The sequence below is a fragment of the Microbacterium sp. CH1 genome (assembly GCF_001595495.1).
GTDB lineage: Bacteria > Actinomycetota > Actinomycetes > Actinomycetales > Microbacteriaceae > Microbacterium.
Genome location: NZ_LOSO01000011.1, coordinates 220,355 through 236,478 on the forward strand (window position 1 = coordinate 220,355; position 16,124 = coordinate 236,478).

Here is a 16,124-nt window from a genome sequence, read left to right on the forward strand (position 1 = left end):
AACGGGCGGAAACTAGAGGAGGGCGAATCGCGGCGGGTGGGGATCGAAGTGCGGATCAACGGTGCGCATGTACCCGGTGTCATCCCGCGTGTGGCGGGCCGAGGCGAGGTAGCGCTCATGTGCCGCCGCGAGGCGGTCGTGATCGAGCGAGACGCCGAGGCCAGGAACTGTCGAAACCGCGATTGCCCCGTCGACGAACGTGAACGGCGTGGTGATCACATCGTCCTCGGCGTTCCACGGGTAGTGCGTGTCGCTGTCGTAGTCCAGGTTTGGCGTCGCGGCGGCGAGATGAGTCATCGCGGCGAGCGAGATGCCCAGGTGCGAGTTGGAGTGCATTGACAGACCGATGCCAAACGTCGCGCAGATCGCGCCGAGCTCACGGGAGTGGCGCAGCCCTCCCCACGCGTGGTGATCAGCAAGGATGACGCTCACGGCCTGGTGGGCGACTGCGGGAGCGATGGACTCGAACGACACGACGCACATGTTCGTCGCCAGGGGCACTCGCGTGCGCGCTGCCACCGCTCCCATATCGGGGGTGCCGATGACTGGGTCCTCCAAGTATTCGAGGATTCCGTCGAGGCGATCCGAGACGGCTACCGCGACGTCGGGCGTCCACGCTCCGTTCGGGTCCAGGCGCAAAGGGACCCCGGGGAACTCGGCAGCTAGTGCCTCCATTGCCTGCATTTCCTCCTCGGGAGGGAAGACTCCTCCTTTGAGCTTCAGAGAACGGAATCCGTGACGGTCGATCATGATCCGCGCCTGGTCGACGATCCCCTGAGGGTCCATCGCTTCGCCCCACGAATCGGCGGCTCCGGACGGGTGACCTGCCCACTTGTAGAACAGGTATCCGCTGTAGCCCACGACGTCGCGGACGCGCCCGCCGAGGAGGTCGCTGACCGGCACTCCGGCCAGATGAGCCTGAGCGTCGAGGCACGCGACCTCGATAATCGAGTACGCCGAGACCGCAGCCTGACGGGCGCGTTCCGGGGTGAGTCCTGGACCGATCGGCAGCGCCCGCATGAGGGACTCGATGCGTGTCGTCGCGTACACATCCACGCCGACGAGGTGCTCGGCGGCAGCCTGCAGTAGCCGGATTACGTGCTGTTCCCCGGAACCCTCGCCGAGTCCCACAGTGCCGTCGTCGAGGGTAACCTCAACGATGGTGCGGAGGGCGAGGGGTTCGTGCACACCCCAGGAGTTCAAAAGGGGCGGGTCGTGAAACGCGATGGGCGTCACAACGACACGTTCGATCTTCATGGTGTTCGATTCGTTCGTAGGAGGGGCGACGTGAGGTGTTCGGGGCTAGTACCCGACGATGTCCGGCCAGTGCAGCTGCACACCCTGCCGTGTCAGATGACGCTGGAAGTCCGCGCGCTGAGTCGAGTCGGCGTGAACGGCGTGCGGCTCTGTGCCCGCGGCGATGCAGTGAGCAGCGAGTGCACCGGCTGACTCGCCGATGTTCCACTCCACGGGGTGGAGTCGGAAAGCACCGTTCGTGATGTGTGTGGTGCCGATGTTCTTCCCCGCAGGGAGCAGGTTGCGCAGGCGCTGGGGAATGAGCGCGCCCAGGGGAATCTCGAATGGGGCACTGGCGATGTCGAGGTAGTTGTCACCCCCGGTGGTGGGGTGAAGGTCGATGCGGTACATCCCGACTCCTACCGAGTCGTCCCACTGCGCGGGTTTGCCGTGCCCACGCACGGCGACCGACAAGTCCTGCTCCCGCACCGTCGTCAGCGCGCGGATCCGGCGGGATTCGCGGATGTAGGGCGCTTGCGCGAGGCCGTCAGTGGTACCCGTCACATCGCCGCGAAGACGCAGCCCAGGCCACCCCGTCCCTCCGTCAGGGCGCGGGGCCTCGGTCTGCAGCCAGTAGAACATTGCCAAGGATTGCTCGCGGGATGCCTGGAGATGCGTGGCCGCATCGGGGTTGTCGGGGAGTGTGCCACCCAGGTAGTCGATCATGGGCCAGTTGACGAGGACGATGTCGCTCTCGTACGCGCCCGGGACGAACAGCTTGCGGGCGGCGATACGGCGGAACTTCCAGAGTTCGTTGTCGCCGCCGCTCGCGCGCTGGTCGGCGCGAGAGGCGAGAACATCGTCGTCCATGCCCGGGGAGAACGTGCGCGCGTAGGGGGTGAGGGAGCGCGGGTCCGGTGCGGTGAGCGAAATCATCGGAGCGCCCCAGAAGTCCGGCTGCACCTTGCTCCAGGCGTCATAGTTTGCGGGCTTGTCGATGGTGTGGTCTCCGTCGACGTGGTCGAGCACGAAGCACCAGCTGAAGGCCTGCTGGTTGTCGGGCTGAGCCTCGGCCGGCGCGCTCGGCTCACCCGTGTCGCTCTGCGACTCGAATCCGGTCACGTATTCCGCTCCGACGAGCGGAAGGACATCCCCGAGTTCGGTGGCGTCGATCACGTACTTCGGCTCGATTGTCTGCCGCGAGCCGTCCTCGCGGAGCTCGACAGTGACGGAGACGACGCGGTCACCATCCGTGGTTGCGGCGACCGGAACTGCGGGCTGCAGCACCTTGAGCCGACCGGAGCTGCGGTAGGGCGCAAGCATTCCTTCCAGCACCGCAACCGCAACTCGGGGCTCGTGACAGATGGCGCTGACGAGCCCCGCGCCGGGGTTGAGGTGTACCTGCGCGCGCGCGGCCTCGGTGAGGGGGTACCAGCGCCGGTAGTACTCGCGAATGCCATCGCGCAGCTGCCGGTACGACGCCGTCGCCCCGGTCTCCTCGATCCATGTGTGCTCGTCCAGCGGCACCGCCTGGCTGGTGAGCTGTCCTCCGAGCCAGGGGTACTCCTCGGTGAGGACCACGGTGGCACCGTTGCGGAGGGAGGAGAGGGCGGCGGACACGCCGCCCATGCCTCCGCCGACGATGAGGATATCGGGATGAAGGGGGTTCATTTCGCTGCTTTCGGTGGTGAGAACGGGAATTACGGGCACGGTCAGCCCTTGACGCTGCCGTCTGCGAGGCCGGAGATGAAGCTCCGCTGGTTGAAGAGGAAGACGATGAGCACGGGAATCGTGATCAGCACGGCGCCTGCCATCAGGGGTCCGTACTGGATGTTTCCGCTGGCCAGGAACTGGGCGAGCGCGAGCTGAACCGTCTGGCTCGTCCGCGAGGTAGTGATGACGAGTGGCCAGAGGAAGTCGTCCCACACGCCAACGAAGGAGAAGATCGCGACGACGGCGATGAGGGGCTTGGCGAGGGGGAAGTAGATCCGGCGGAAGATGAGCCACTCGCCGGCACCGTCGATGCGTGCTGCCTCCGCGAGCTCGGGTGCGGCGCCCATGAAGTACTGCCGGGCGAGGAAGATGTTCATGGCACCGATGAGGCTGGGCAACGCGAGTCCACCGATGCTGTCGAGGAGTCCGGTGCCGCCTTGACCGAGAATGTCGTTACCACCGGCGAGGGGGAAGCCCTTGGTCATGAGGAACAGCGGGATGAGGGTCACGGATGCTGGAATCGCGGTGGTGGCCAGGATCGTGTAGAAGATCGCGGTGCTCCCGCGGAAGGGAAGCATCGCGAACGCGTAGCCGGCGAGGACGGCGAACACGCAATTCCCGAACACGACAATGGCCGCGACCGCAGCCGAGTTCCCGAGGGCCTGCAGCATGTTGGCTTCGGTGAGCGCGGTGACGAAGTTGTCCAGGGTCGGTTCGGACGGGATCAGGCTGACGGTGCCGAACGCTTTGTCCGCCGGGGTGAACGCCAGGCTGATCATCCACAGGAACGGTGTCAGAACAAGCAGAGAGACGCCCAGCACGAGGGTGGATTTCCCGAAGCGCGACAGACGGCGGCGGGTGCGGCGATGCATCACGGTGGTCATCGAGTGCTCTTTCCGGTGAGGCCTCGCACGGCGAGGATCGAGAATCCGGCGATGAAGGCGAACAAGACGAACGCCATCGCGGAGGCGGCGCCGAATTGGTTGTACTGGAACGCCTGGGTATAGATGAGGTAGTTCACCGTGGTCGTCGACCCGAGCGGACCGCCCTGAGTCAGAACGAAGATCTCCGCGAAACTCTGAGCCAACGCGATGATGTCCATGGCGACGACGAACACCAGCACGGGCCGCAGGCCCGGAAGAGTCACGTGTCGGAACTTGTGCCATGCGCCCGCACCATCCACGGCAGCGGCTTCGTAGAGCTCTCTGGGTATGGCTTGCAAGCCGGCGAGGAGGAGCACCATGTTGCTCCCCAACGCTTTCCAGATGCGCATGGCGGAAGCCGCAATAAGCGCAGTGTCCTCGTCCAGCAGCCACGCTTGGCCGGGGATGCCGAAGAATCCGAGGATCTCGTTGAAGAGGCCGTTCTGCGAATACATCCACAGCCACACCATGCTGACTGCCGTGAGGGAAACGATGTGCGGGATGTAGAGCGCAGAGCGGGCGATACCGACGCCCTTGAAGGGCCGGTTGACTACGAGTGCGAGCAGGAGGGCCAAGATGACCGTGGCTGGGAGAACCATCAGCACGTACTTCCCCGTGACCGCAAGCGCGTTGCCGAAGTCGGGGTTGCTGAGCAGTGCCTCGTAGTTCGACGTTCCGGTGAACTCTGGACCGCTACGCGAGAGCGGGCTGTACTTGGTGAAGCTCAGGAACAGCCCCACAATGACCGGAGCCAGGTGGAAGATTGCGATGTACAGGGCGGCAGGTGCGACAAACCCCAGACCGATCCAGTTCAGACGTGTCCACCGCCGCCTCCCAGCGGCGTGATTTCGTGTCCCACGCTTCCGTGCGGTCGTGATGGCACGCGTGCTGTCAGGCTCCACGCTCTCGGGAGGGATGATCGACATCGTCGTCATGAGATCTCCTCAGATTCCGGGGCCCGCTGGGCCCCGGAACCAGGTCGGGTTGATTACTTGTTCTGGGCGAGAATGGAGTCGACGGCTACGGACATCTGGTCCAGGGCTTCTGCCGGGCTCAGCGTCTTGTTCAGCGCCTGCTCCAGGTACTTGTCGATGGTGTCGCGCACCTGCACCCAGCCGGGGACGTTCGGGTTGGCTCGCAGCTGCTCAGAGTTCTCAAGCCAGGCCTGAATGACGGGGCTGGACTTGACGTAGGAGCTCTCGGCGGCTGATGCGCGCATGGGAACGGTGCCGATGCCCTCGGTGTACGCGGTGACGGTCTCCGGCGAAATCATGTACTGGATGAACTTCCAGGCCAGGTCTTTCTTCGCGCTGTCCGCGTTGATCATGAGTCCCGCGCCCGCACCGCCGACAGCGTAGCCATCCGACCCGTCGAATCCGGGAGGGGTCATCACCCCGAATTCCTTGTCTGGGAACGTCTTCTGCAGCTGACTTGCGGCCTGAGCCGAGAGCGCGGTGATGGACGCGGTGCCCAGGGCGAGCGGCTGCTGTGCGGTGGGGGAGTCGATGTAGTTCGCGCCGAGGCTCGAAGAGACTGCGTCGTCACCGTTGTATGTGGAGACGTAGTACTCGAGCGCTTCGATGCCGGCCTTGGAGTCGAACTCCGACTTGGTGCCGTCCTCGGAGATCAGCGAGCCGCCTGCGGAGTAGAGCAGCGTGGTGAACGCCTGCTGACGCCCGACAGGCTGGCTGGGCAGAAGGAGCCCTGACCTCGTGATGGTTCCTGCGCCGTCCCGAACCGTCAGCTTCTCGGCGGCGTCATGGACTTCCTCCCACGTGGTGGGCGGGTTCTCCGGGTCGAGACCTGCCGCCGCGAAATCGGCCTTGCTGTAGACGAGGAGCACGCCCTGGAGCGAGAGCGGCATCAGGTACTGCACTCCGTCGACCTGGCCTCCGGTCAGGGCGGCAGCGAGATCGTCCTGGTCATCCGCGGAGAGTTTGTCCACGTAATCATCGAGCGGTTCGACGCGGTCGTTGATCACGAAGTCGGCAACAGCGGCAGGACCATGACCGAAGACATCGGGAGCCGTGCCTCCGGCGAAGGCGGCGTTGAGCTTCGTCGACAAGTCGCTGTAGTCGAGGTACGTGACGTTCACGTCGACGCCTGTTTCCTCCTCGAACGCCGGGACGATGGACTTCGTCACCAACTCGATCTCCACGGGGTTGCTCCCGGGGAACCAGACGGTGAGTTCGTCGTCACCGCCGTTGTCGGCTGAGCTTGCGGCTCCGCCTCCGGAACATGCGGAGAGGGCGAGGGCTGCGGTGGCAGTGAGAGCGAGAAGGGCTACTCCTCGGCGGCGGGCGTGACCTTTGCGATGTGCTGAATGTTCGACAACCATGTCGACTCCTTATTCGTATTAGCGAGGTGTGGTGCTGGGGGTAGGGCGGGATGGTGCTCGATTAGGCCGCAGCCGAACTGGGAGCGGCCAGGGTGGAGAGATGTGCGGGCTCACAGGCGAGCGAGTCCACGCGGCCGGCTACTGAAGGGTCGTCGAGAAGCCGGTGCAAGAGGTGGAGCGCTCGACGTCCCATCTCGTAGCGAGGGACGACGATGTGGCTCCATGGAACGAAGTCGCCCGGATTCGAGCTGACGTCGAGGCATACCAGAGACAGGTCAGCCGGGGTGTGGACGCCTGCTGCGAGGGCTGCGGTGTGGATAGCGTGTGCGTGTGCGGTGGTCTCCGCCACGATGGCCGTGACTCCGGAGCGCACGACATCTGCGACCCACTGACCGCGGATGGACATCGGGTCCGTCCAGGCGGGGGCGCCCGCATCGATGCCGCGTCGGTCGCAACCTTCGAGGTAACCCTCGAAGCGTTCCGTTCGTGCGGGAAGCCTTTCAATGTGGCCGGTGTAGAGGATGCGACGGTGGCCCAGTTCCGCGAGCTGGTCGACGGTCGTGAGAAGGACGGAGCGATAGTCAGCGCGGACGGAGGCAATCCTCGGATTCGGGCGAGAGGGGCGACCCACGGAGACGATGGGGAATCCCTCGTCAGCCAGACGTTGCAGCTCATCGTCGTTCTTGCGCGCTCCGAGGATCACGGCGCCGTCTGCGAGGCGCATCCTGTTGTGGCCTCCTTCGAAGACGGACCGGCTGGACGTGGAACGCTGGGCCGAGGTGAAAAGCACCAGATCCAAGCCGAGCGAGGAGGCTTCCTCCTCGAGGCCGATGAGAAACTGGTGGTAGTAGTGGTCCGGGCTCGCGGGGAAGATTCGTTCGTAGGTGTGCACGCCGATGAGGCCGGTGCGCCCGCCGCGCAGTGACTGTGCGGCCACGTTGGGAGAGTAGCCAAGTCGCTGTGCGGCTTCTTCGACTCGACGCTGGGTGTCGTGAGAGATGCCGTTCTCGACCGAACGGTGGGTCAACACGAAGGACACCGTCGCCTGGGACACGCCTGCTGCAATGGCGATGTCCTTCTGGCTGGGCTTGGACGCCTTCGTCACGGTGTTCCGTCACCTTCCTTATTGGTATTAGTGAGACTACGGGCATCCGATTCTCACGTCAAGCACGTATCTCAGGAGTCCACTTCTTTCCATCCTCACAGAGGGGATGTGCAGGGGTTCTCCTGGTCACGACTGAGCCATCGCCATCAGTCCGCGCTCCGCGAAAACCTTCTTCGCCGTGAACGTTGCGTTGAGAGCCCGTGGGAAACCACAGTAGACGGCGGAGTGCAGGAGGGCTTCGATGATCTCCTGCGGCGTGAGCCCCACATTCAACGAGGCCTTGATGTGAACATCGAGTTGGGGCTCGCAGCCTCCGAGTGCCGTCAGCATCCCGAGCGTGACCAGCTGCCTGTCCCGAGGCTCCAAGCCCGGCCGTGAATACATCTCGCCAAGCCCCAAGCGACCACCTGATGGGCGAGTTCTGGAGAGACGTCGCCGAGCGCATCGATAACCTTCTCTCCGGCCTCACCATCGATTGCGTAGAGCACCACCTTCCCGTGCTCATACCGTCCCTGTCGGTCTGTCGACACAGCCATCATTCATCCGTTCTTCGCGTGTGATGTGAGCGTGTCGAGGAGACGCTCCTGAGTCCGCTCTAGCTGGGGTTACGTGTCGCGAGACGTGCTCACCGGCGCCGTCAGGGACCCCAGCAGACGCAGCTTGTCGAGGCTCGTGGACCCGGATGGGGCTTGGTAGACCACGAGCTGATGCCCCGGGGCGCTGCGCACGTCGAACGCATTGAAGTTCAAGACCATGTCCCCGACGTCGGGGTGCCGGAACGCCTTTGCTTCGTGAGTCTTCCCTCGCACGTCGCCGCGGTCCCACAGGCGTCTGAACTCCTCGCTTTGCGAGTACGCATCCGCGACGAGGGCCCGGACCGCATCAGCGCTGCTGGGATGACCGAGCGCCAAACGCAAGTTGGCCACGCAGCTTGTGGTCGCCCGATCCCAGTCGATGAAGAACTGCTTCGCGAACGGATCGAGGAAGGTCATGCGTGCCAGGTTGTCCAGCTGCTGAAAGCCGCTGTACAGGGCCTCGGCGAGTTCATTGACCGCGAGTACGTCGAGCTGACGGTTCAAGATCAGCGCGGGGGTATGCGACCATGCCGACAGCAACTCGCGAAGCGACTCATCCACAGCTTGAGCCGGGGCCACTCTCTCCAGCGGGGTGAGGTCAGCGAGACGGAAGATGTGTTCGCGTTGATCTGGATCGAGATCGAGTGAGCTCGCTAGCGCGTTCAGCACCGAGGGGGAGGGGTTCCTCTCCCGCCCCTGTTCCAGGCGGGTGTAGTAGTCAACGCTCACTCCGGCGAGCATCGCCACCTCTTCCCGGCGAAGCCCTGGGACCCGCCGCCCTGTTCGCGCAGGTATACCAACGTCCCCCGGCTGGACGAGGTCACGGCGCGCTTTCAGGAACGCTCCAAGATCCGAAGAAGTCATAGAACGACGGTAACGCTCCCCGACTCGTCGAGGCAGGGTGCGCTGCACCCCGGCTTACGCCGGTCTGGTTCACGTTCTCGCCCGCCGTGAATGTGGAAAGCGTCGGGAATCGCTCGACTGCCGTTAACCAGAAGGACCACTGTGAACAACTCATTCACCGCCGAACTCCTCGACCTCATCCGTGCGAACCACACGGATGGACACCGCCCGCTGCTTTTCGCAAATGCCCGCATCATCACCGAGGACCCCCTGGTGGGCGATTTCGCTCGTGCGGACGTCCTCCTTGGAGGAGCGCGTATCGTCGGTATCGGCCCAGGACTTCTCACCGCCGCAGACGACGACGGCGCCATCGTCATCGATTGCGACGGCAGTGTTCTCGTGCCGGCGGTCGTAGATGTCGCACGTCTCGAAGGTCTTCGCGCCCCGTCGTATCGGAGCGCGACCGCGCTGGCGCCCGGCAACCCCGGCACCTTCGCGATTCTTCCTGCAGTGCCAGAGGAAGCCGATGCTGACGCCCTTCGCCGATTCCTTCAGGATCCGGGTGCCGTGAGCGCCCTGGTGATCGACGGTGAGGTCGTGGTCTGGAACAGCAAGCCCGTCAACGACGCTGACCGGTCCGCCACCGCGGCCACGACCGAGACCTCGGAGATCCCCGCAGACATCCTAGGCACGTGGATCGACGAGAACGACTTCGTTCACCAGCACCTCACCGCTGACGGCCGTTATGACGAGACCCGTGGGGGTCGCCCCCACGCCTTCCAGGGGTCCTACTGGGTCAGCGGATCGCGCATCGACTACCTCGACGACCTCGGCTTCTGGGCGTTCGGCGAGTTCATCGACGGTGTCCTCCACCACGCCGGTTACACGTTCCACCGCTCCTAAGCCCCCACCACCCGCGTACCCAAGAAGAAAGAAAGACCAAATGACCTCCCTGAAAGACTTCGCAGCAGCCCGCGACGCGAAGCGTCCGATCCTCCTCACCGGAGGCGCCGTCGTCACGATGGACTCCTCCATCCCCGACCTTCCCGAAGGGGACGTGTTGATCGAAGGCGACCAGATCCTCGCGGTCGGCGCGAACCTCCGCACAGACCCGAGGCACTCCGCGAAAGTGGCTGAGGCCATTGTGATCGACACCCGCGGCGCCATCGTCAGTCCCGGATTCGTCGACACCCACCGCCACGCGTGGGAAACTCAGCTCCGCCGGAGCATCCCCGATGTGAACGACCTGGGCGAGTACGTCATGTCGACGCTTGCTGCCATCGCGCCGAGCTACACCCCCGATGACATGCATGTCGGCACCCGCTTGGCCGCGCTCACCGCCCTCGACTCGGGCATCACCACGATGCTCGACTTCTCGCACAACTCCCGCACCACTGCTCACTCGGACGCTGCGGCGCAGGCGCTCATCGATACCGGCATCCGTGGCGTGCATGCGTCGATGGGCCCGCACTTCGGCGACTGGGATCGACAGTGGCCCGCCGACGTCGACCGGATGGTGAGCAAGTTCCAGGGCGCGAATGACGGCCTGATCACGGTGCGGCTGGCAGCTTTGTCGACCGACGAGATCGCGGGCCCGGTGCTCGCTTATGGGCACCATCTGGCGTCCGTCGCACGGGACCTGGGGATCGCAACGAGCATCGATGCGGTCTTCGGCGAGTCGTCGTCCGCTGCGATCCTCGAGTGGGCTCGTGAAGGAATCCTCGACTCCACGCTCACGCTCATCCACTCCACGGGGCTGACCGCGGACGCATGGTCTGCGATGGGAGATGCCGGTGTCACCGTGTCGCTCGCTCCCACCTCTGATGCGCAGATCGGACTGGAGACAGCAATCCCGGCCGTGGATGAGGCGCTTGCAGTCGGCATCCGCCCCGGGCTGAGCATTGACGTGGAGGTCGCCCTGGCGAGCGACATGTTCACGCAGATGCGGGCCCTGCACGCGATCCAGCGCATGCGCGCGACGTCCACCATGTATGGAACCAGCGAGATGCTGCCACGCATCACCACCCGCGATGTCCTGGACTTCGCTACTCTCCAGGGCGCCGTCACCAACGGCCTCGGCGATGTCACGGGATCGCTCACCCCGGGCAAGGCGGCTGATCTGCTCATCGTTCGCGCCGATGACGTGAACAACATGCCGCTGAACGACGCGGTCGGCACGCTCGTTCTCGGGGCTGATGCGCGCAACATCGAAACCGTGCTGGTGGCAGGCCGCGCCAGGAAGTGGGAGGGGCGACTGGTGGACGTCGATATTGACGCGCTGCGGGACAGTGTCGTCGCATCCCGCGATGGGATCAACGCGCGGGTGGACGCACTGTGACCGCGGATCCTCACCCTTACGTCGGGCTGTGGGTCACAGCGGACGGTCGCATCCGACAGCGTCTCCTTCCCGCCGGTCGTTACACAGAGGCCCGCGGCTCGGTGGAAGGCGCGTACACGGGTGACTACCGCGTGACGGGCGACGACATCGTGTATCGCGATGACACCGGTTTTTCCGCAGACGGTGTCTTCCGGAACGGCGTGCTGTATCACGCAGGAATGGTCATGTACCGCACTCCGGATCCGGACGCCGAGGGCCCGACTCGTTGAGAGGAGGGCGGGACGCTAACACGGCATCCCGCCCTCACCGGGGCTACGTCTCGAATGGGCGGGTGGCCCGGAGTGGTCGGTTCGACACATCCCTTCTGATACGAATAAGCATGGTGGCCGACGCGCGCTGAGCGGATGGCCACACTCGCCTTCAACGATTGGATAGCGCGTGCCGCACACAGACCTCCCGCTCGCCGAACTCGTCACGTATCGACCCGATGTCATAGAGCCCGCCGATTTTGACGACTTCTGGCGCCGAACCATTTCTGAGACCTCGGCTCATGAACTCGACGTGACGAGCGAAATCGTCCACACGGTTTATCGCACGGTCGTCGTTCGCGACATCGAGTTTGCCGGGTTCGCCGGGGACCGCATCCGCGCCTGGCTCACCACCCCCGCCGATGCGACCGCGCCGCTACCTGCCGTCGTGGAGTTCATCGGTTACGGCGGCGGCCGCGGGCTCGCAGGACAACATCAGCACTGGGCGGCTGCCGGGTACGCACACCTCCTCGTCGACACCCGAGGTCAGGGCGCCAACCAGGGCGAAGGTGGGGCTACTCCTGACCCGCACGGCTCGGGACCGGCGTCCTCCGGCTTCACCACTCGTGGGATCGAAGACCGCGAAACGTATTACTATCGCCGCGTCTTCGCGGACGGTGTTCGCGCGGTGCAGGCGGCGCGTGCCCTGCCCGAGGTGAACGCGCAGCTCGTGGCCGTGTGCGGCGGGAGCCAAGGTGGCGCGATTGCGCTGGCCGTCTCTGGTCTCGTCGGTGGTCTCGTCGCGTCGATGGTGGATGTGCCGTTCCTCTGTCACATCGAGCGAGCAATTCGCATCGGGGGCCGGGATCCAATCATCGAGATCACTCGATACCTGTCAGTGCACCGCTCCTCGGAGGAAAACGTGCTTCGTACCCTCTCAGCCTTCGACGGTGTGAACTTCGCAAAGCGCAGTACCGCGCCCACGCTCTTCTCTGTCGGGCTCATGGACCCAACCTGCCCTCCGTCCACTGTTTACGCGGCTTTCAATCACCACGCCGCGGCGAGCAAGCGGATGGTCGTGTACCCATACAACGGGCACGAGGGTGGAGGCCATCTGCAGCGAATCCGACAGGCTGAGTGGCTGAACATGGTCCTCGCTGACGCCTCCGTCGGTGATCGCTCGTTCTGAGGCTGCCTTCCGGCACGGCGAGTGGTGAGCGAACTCACCGCCCGCTGTCCATTGTGGCTTGCTTACTGCACGCTCGGTCGGAGGGCGACCGTGCAGTCTCGTTCTGTCCATTAGGGAGCCGAAGCGACTGATCACGTTGCGCATCGCGCAGCATTTTCCACTGCGCGAAACGAGATCCGACCTTCGGAAGCCCGATTCGCTGAAGCTCCCCCGCCGATGAGTATCTGCCGAGGTCCGACTAGTTGTGTGCTTCATTAGATGCCGAGCACTTCTATGCATCTGACGAGCTCCTCGGGCCCGGTGTCACGGCGTGGGCGGAGCGAGCGAGCGAGCACGGCGGGGCATCGCGCTGCTCTAAGTGCAATCAACCGCAACGAACGACCGAGAAGCGACCAGTCGATGTGTTCGTCTTGCGTAGTTCCCCGTTGACGTAAATGTTGCAGGTCACGGTCGAACCGTTGAGGATCTGGGCATTGAAGTTCCGGTAGTCAGCTTGGGTCTCGAAGGTCATACGCCAGGGAAGGCGCGCGTCGGTTGCCTGGCTGATGTCGTAAGTACCAGGGGCGATCCAGGTGATGGCCGCACTTGACCCGTCCCCGGTCACCTCGTACACCACCGTTGGCGGAGCCAGGGTCAGCTGCACTCCCTTACACGCATGTGTTCGCGCGTCCCTCCAGCCTCGAGTGGGTAGGACTGCCATCCTTGCGGTCACGGCAGTACCTCGTGCGGTCGGCGGCCTTCGACGACGCAAACGAGGTTCTTCGATTTGAGCGTCGCTATGACGGCACTTACGCCACATTGTGGGAGGAGTATCCCCGCCCGCGTAAGAAGTCTGCGCCGACTATTGACGGGACGATCGAGCCCAACCCGGTCGGGTGACCGCAATGGCTGCGGCGGCACGAAGGTCAGTCCGCGGACCGTCTTCCCGAATCGTGAGGCGCACTTCTTAGGTGCCCTGGTTGCTCATGGACAACAGCATCGCGTTCGAGCGTGCACCATGAGACGCAAGGGAATCGCTTCGGCCTGATCGCGAACGCTCAATGAATGCTGATGTTTCAGCATGCGACCGCGTGCCTGCCTCGAAGCTGTGCGAGCCTAGTGCGTGGAGTAGGGGTCCTTGCATCCTCTAGACGCGTCTTGTGACAGGCGTACTCTCTGAAGTGAGTGCCAGGCCAACGATCGCGGGTTCAAGTCCCGCCCGCCCCACAGTCGTGGCCAACTCAGCAGCGTAATTCTGCGGAGTTTGAGAGGTGTGCGTCATGGCAGAACATGGCCAGCCGAACCGATCCGTCCATAAATTGGCCGGAAATGGTACTTCTGCGCCCGAACCAGGCGAGGTTGTACGGGGTGATACGGAAACGGGTGCCATTGACCGGCTTCGCAGTGCCCTGATCGCTGCAGCCGCTCAGGGCGAGGGTGTCATGCCGGATGGCTTGTTCGGGTTCGAAACGCCGCGGGAACTTCCGACAACACCGCAGGATGCACGTGCAAGCATGCCCCGCACGGTCGGGCGCCCTCGTCTCACACCCGGACAACTCGGAAGCGTGAGTTTCGCGGACCTTGGTGGTCGAGTTCGCGCTCGCGCTCGCATGCGAATGCTGGACGGCAGCGCTGTTCGCCTCTCGTGTACGGGGGACACTGAAGCTGATGCTGTCCACGCCCTTCGCGACCGTGCTGAGGAACTGACTTTCGGTTTTCTTCGGCTGCCCTGGGGTGGGTCGACTATGGCGGAAGTAGCGAGCTATTGGCTCGAAGACCTTCAGCTAAGACAGATGGAGAGCGCGACGCGCGAGGAGTACATGAGGGTGCTCAGAAGCAAGGTTCTCCCGGTTCTGGGGCTGCTGCGTGTGCGGGATGTTCACACAGGAATCGTCGATCGATACCTCAAGTTGGTCGCAGCCCAATACAGTGCTTCATCTGCCCGTCGGGCGAAGGGCGTGCTGAGACAGCTGATGCGGTGGGCTGTGCAGAACCGAGTCATCACGAGCAACCCGGTGGACGACGTCGACCCGATTCCCTCCGACGCGCCTGTCTTCTTCGTCGACATAAGCGCAGAGCAGCTTCGAGGGTTGCTGGACCTGCTTGCGGAGTGGCCAGGCCTGCATTCTCGAATCCGGTCGGGTCGACGCCCCGATGCGGGTCTGGTTCGTGACGTGATGCTCCTTGCGCTCGGGTCTTCTATGCGAACTGGTGAGATCCTTGCTGTACGAAGACGGGATGTTGTCGAGGTAGATGGCCGGTTGGCCGTAGACGTTAACGGAACGATTGTGAGCACGTCTCGGCCGGACGGAAGTTACCGCAAGAGCACTCCGAAGCGCGCGCGCCAGTCCCGGCTGATACCGCTCCCAAACTTCGCGTCGGACGTGCTGCGATCCCGCAAGGAGAATTGTTTGGAAAGCGCGGAAGGATACGTCTTCACTACGGATCGTGGTACCGGGTACACCGTCAATAATGTAGACAGGGTCTTTCGCGGCTTCCGGAAGTTCTTCCCTCGAGAAATCGCGGCCCTCGGGCTGGATGTGGATCGCCTCAGCCCACGCATGTTTCGTAAAGCCGCTGCGACGACAGTCGCGAGACTCGGTAGCGCCGAGATCTCGCAGCACCTCCTCGGGCATGCACGGTTGGACACGACTGAGCGGTACTACATCAAGCCGTTTTCTCTCGTTGAAGAAGACGCCGCGCGGCTGCTCGAAACTTGCTATCAGTCGGCCACTACACCATGACGGTCTTCTTTTAGCCCGCACTCTCAGGTGGGACCACCGGCCTTCTGTCATAGTCGAAAGGGCCAAGTCGAGTCCGATTCCAGATTCAGGGATACCTCGTTTCCTGCTCGCGAGAGGTACGCTTCGACGGTGGAGCAGTTCATCCTGGAAGGCGCCCGTGATGTCATTCTGCTGTTCATCGGTGGCGGGCTCACCATCGTCGGTGGTCTAGTCGCAGGTAAACAGCGCCAACGTGAACGAGCCGCTGACCGAGAAGATGCAATCCGTGTCCAGGCGAGGGAACAGATCGATCGGGCCATCGCCGCTGTCGGCGCAGTCAGCGATCACATCATCACCGAAGCGACCTCGCGAGGTTCGCTGTAGGTGCGGTGGACTACACCGGGCCAGACCTCGCGATCCTTCGCGACAGCGCGGTGTACTTCCCAAATGAAGAGCTAAGAGACGCTACCCGGCAAGCGGTGACGGTCGTCATGATTGCCCCGCATCGCGACGTAGTTGCGCCAGACGCATGGCGTGAGCAGCACTTCGCCCTGCAGGCGCTCCGCCGTGTGCTTGGAGCGTATGCCCGTGGCGACCAACTGCTCCCCGCGAAAGATTTGGACTGGCTCGCCCGGCAAAGCGACCTTCACATCATCAAAGCATCCCCAGAGTGATTGCGTCTCAGCGTTGCGGCACACGGTGCATCGAGCTCCTCGCTGAGCTCATGCGCTCGCGTGCGGTTGCGCGTCGGCGCTTATCGCGATGCCGTGTTTCTCCTTTGTGATGGTCAGGTGTACAGGCAGGCCGCACCGACATCCAACGTCAATCGCGGGGCTCATGAAGGCTCCGTGCGTCCGTGCACAATTCGCGGATGCCGCACACCAAATAGGTCATTGCGCCGACCGAGGTCAGCG

At 63.8% G+C, this 16,124-nt stretch carries 16 protein-coding genes; 7 read left to right on the forward strand and 9 right to left on the reverse strand.

Features of this window, described 5'->3' with window-relative positions:
* Window positions 1–12 precede the first annotated feature (12 nt).
* From AUV07_RS04385 to AUV07_RS04420, 8 genes are all read right to left on the reverse strand, one after another.
* Window positions 13–1,257: an enolase C-terminal domain-like protein gene (locus AUV07_RS04385; protein ID WP_062634187.1), complete on the reverse strand. Its 1,245-nt coding sequence runs from the start codon at window positions 1,255–1,257 to the stop codon at window positions 13–15.
* A 45-nt stretch (window positions 1,258–1,302) separates the two neighbouring features.
* Entirely contained in the window at window positions 1,303–2,907 is a 1,605-nt protein-coding gene (locus AUV07_RS04390) for an FAD-dependent oxidoreductase (RefSeq protein ID WP_062634190.1), read from the reverse strand.
* A 41-nt stretch (window positions 2,908–2,948) separates the two neighbouring features.
* A complete protein-coding gene (locus AUV07_RS04395; protein ID WP_062634192.1) occupies window positions 2,949–3,833 on the reverse strand; it encodes a carbohydrate ABC transporter permease in 885 nt (294 codons plus the stop codon).
* Complete coding sequence (locus AUV07_RS04400; RefSeq protein WP_062634194.1) at window positions 3,830–4,807, reverse strand: carbohydrate ABC transporter permease; 978 nt, start codon at window positions 4,805–4,807, stop codon at window positions 3,830–3,832. The genes AUV07_RS04395 and AUV07_RS04400 overlap by 4 nt, the downstream gene beginning before the upstream one ends.
* 53 nt (window positions 4,808–4,860) lie before the next feature.
* Window positions 4,861–6,210 carry an ABC transporter substrate-binding protein gene (locus AUV07_RS04405; RefSeq protein WP_082802848.1) on the reverse strand — a complete coding sequence of 450 codons (1,350 nt, stop codon included), beginning with the start codon at window positions 6,208–6,210 and terminating at the stop codon, window positions 4,861–4,863.
* A gap of 61 nt (window positions 6,211–6,271) precedes the next feature.
* Window positions 6,272–7,315, reverse strand: a complete 1,044-nt coding sequence (locus AUV07_RS04410; RefSeq protein WP_062634198.1) for a LacI family DNA-binding transcriptional regulator — start codon at window positions 7,313–7,315, stop codon at window positions 6,272–6,274.
* Between the two features lie 126 nt (window positions 7,316–7,441).
* Window positions 7,442–7,699 (reverse strand): carboxymuconolactone decarboxylase family protein, encoded by a 258-nt coding sequence (locus AUV07_RS17935; RefSeq protein WP_231868216.1) that lies wholly within the window; start codon window positions 7,697–7,699, stop codon window positions 7,442–7,444.
* Between the two features lie 221 nt (window positions 7,700–7,920).
* The gene (locus AUV07_RS04420) at window positions 7,921–8,754 is read right to left on the reverse strand and encodes a helix-turn-helix domain-containing protein (protein WP_062634200.1); all 834 of its coding nucleotides are present in this window, start codon (window positions 8,752–8,754) and stop codon (window positions 7,921–7,923) included.
* 141 nt (window positions 8,755–8,895) lie between these two features.
* Between AUV07_RS04420 and AUV07_RS04425 the strand changes: the two genes are divergently transcribed.
* From AUV07_RS04425 to AUV07_RS04440, 4 genes are all read left to right on the forward strand, one after another.
* On the forward strand, window positions 8,896–9,636 hold the full coding sequence (locus tag AUV07_RS04425; protein ID WP_062634202.1) for an Atu4866 domain-containing protein: 741 nt from the start codon (window positions 8,896–8,898) through the stop codon (window positions 9,634–9,636).
* Entirely contained in the window at window positions 9,596–11,071 is a 1,476-nt protein-coding gene (locus AUV07_RS04430; protein ID WP_231868198.1) for an amidohydrolase family protein, read from the forward strand. Before AUV07_RS04425 ends, AUV07_RS04430 begins: the two co-directional genes overlap by 41 nt.
* Window positions 11,068–11,340 (forward strand): Atu4866 domain-containing protein, encoded by a 273-nt coding sequence (locus tag AUV07_RS04435; RefSeq protein WP_062634205.1) that lies wholly within the window; start codon window positions 11,068–11,070, stop codon window positions 11,338–11,340. The genes AUV07_RS04430 and AUV07_RS04435 overlap by 4 nt, the downstream gene beginning before the upstream one ends.
* Window positions 11,341–11,509: 169 nt before the next feature.
* Window positions 11,510–12,508, forward strand: coding sequence for an acetylxylan esterase (locus AUV07_RS04440; protein WP_062634207.1), 999 nt, complete (start codon window positions 11,510–11,512; stop codon window positions 12,506–12,508).
* 364 nt (window positions 12,509–12,872) lie between these two features.
* Here AUV07_RS04440 and AUV07_RS17750 read toward each other — a convergent pair whose 3' ends face one another.
* The gene (locus AUV07_RS17750) at window positions 12,873–13,151 is read right to left on the reverse strand and encodes an MmpS family transport accessory protein (protein ID WP_197462113.1); all 279 of its coding nucleotides are present in this window, start codon (window positions 13,149–13,151) and stop codon (window positions 12,873–12,875) included.
* A gap of 1,081 nt (window positions 13,152–14,232) precedes the next feature.
* Here AUV07_RS17750 and AUV07_RS17255 point away from each other — a divergent pair.
* The 3 genes from AUV07_RS17255 (at window position 14,233) to AUV07_RS17515 (ending at window position 15,884) form a co-directional block, all read left to right on the forward strand.
* Window positions 14,233–15,231: a tyrosine-type recombinase/integrase gene (locus AUV07_RS17255; protein WP_197462114.1), complete on the forward strand. Its 999-nt coding sequence runs from the start codon at window positions 14,233–14,235 to the stop codon at window positions 15,229–15,231.
* Window positions 15,232–15,360: 129 nt separating this feature from the next.
* Window positions 15,361–15,594: a hypothetical protein gene (locus tag AUV07_RS17510; protein WP_157523919.1), complete on the forward strand. Its 234-nt coding sequence runs from the start codon at window positions 15,361–15,363 to the stop codon at window positions 15,592–15,594.
* Window positions 15,595–15,599: 5 nt separating this feature from the next.
* Window positions 15,600–15,884, forward strand: a complete 285-nt coding sequence (locus tag AUV07_RS17515; protein WP_157523921.1) for a hypothetical protein — start codon at window positions 15,600–15,602, stop codon at window positions 15,882–15,884.
* The last annotated feature ends 240 nt before the right edge of the window (window positions 15,885–16,124 follow it).

Coding starts and splice junctions, on each gene's coding strand:
- AUV07_RS04385 (WP_062634187.1), bottom strand. CDS start 1,257: ATGAAGATCGAACGTGTCGTTGTGACGCCCATCGCGTTTCACGACCCG.
- AUV07_RS04390 (WP_062634190.1), bottom strand. CDS start 2,907: ATGAACCCCCTTCATCCCGATATCCTCATCGTCGGCGGAGGCATGGGC.
- AUV07_RS04395 (WP_062634192.1), bottom strand. CDS start 3,833: ATGACCACCGTGATGCATCGCCGCACCCGCCGCCGTCTGTCGCGCTTC.
- AUV07_RS04400 (WP_062634194.1), bottom strand. CDS start 4,807: ATGACGACGATGTCGATCATCCCTCCCGAGAGCGTGGAGCCTGACAGC.
- AUV07_RS04405 (WP_082802848.1), bottom strand. CDS start 6,210: ATGGTTGTCGAACATTCAGCACATCGCAAAGGTCACGCCCGCCGCCGA.
- AUV07_RS17935 (WP_231868216.1), bottom strand. CDS start 7,699: ATGTATTCACGGCCGGGCTTGGAGCCTCGGGACAGGCAGCTGGTCACG.
- AUV07_RS04420 (WP_062634200.1), bottom strand. CDS start 8,754: ATGACTTCTTCGGATCTTGGAGCGTTCCTGAAAGCGCGCCGTGACCTC.
- AUV07_RS17255 (WP_197462114.1), top strand. CDS start 14,233: ATGGCGGAAGTAGCGAGCTATTGGCTCGAAGACCTTCAGCTAAGACAG.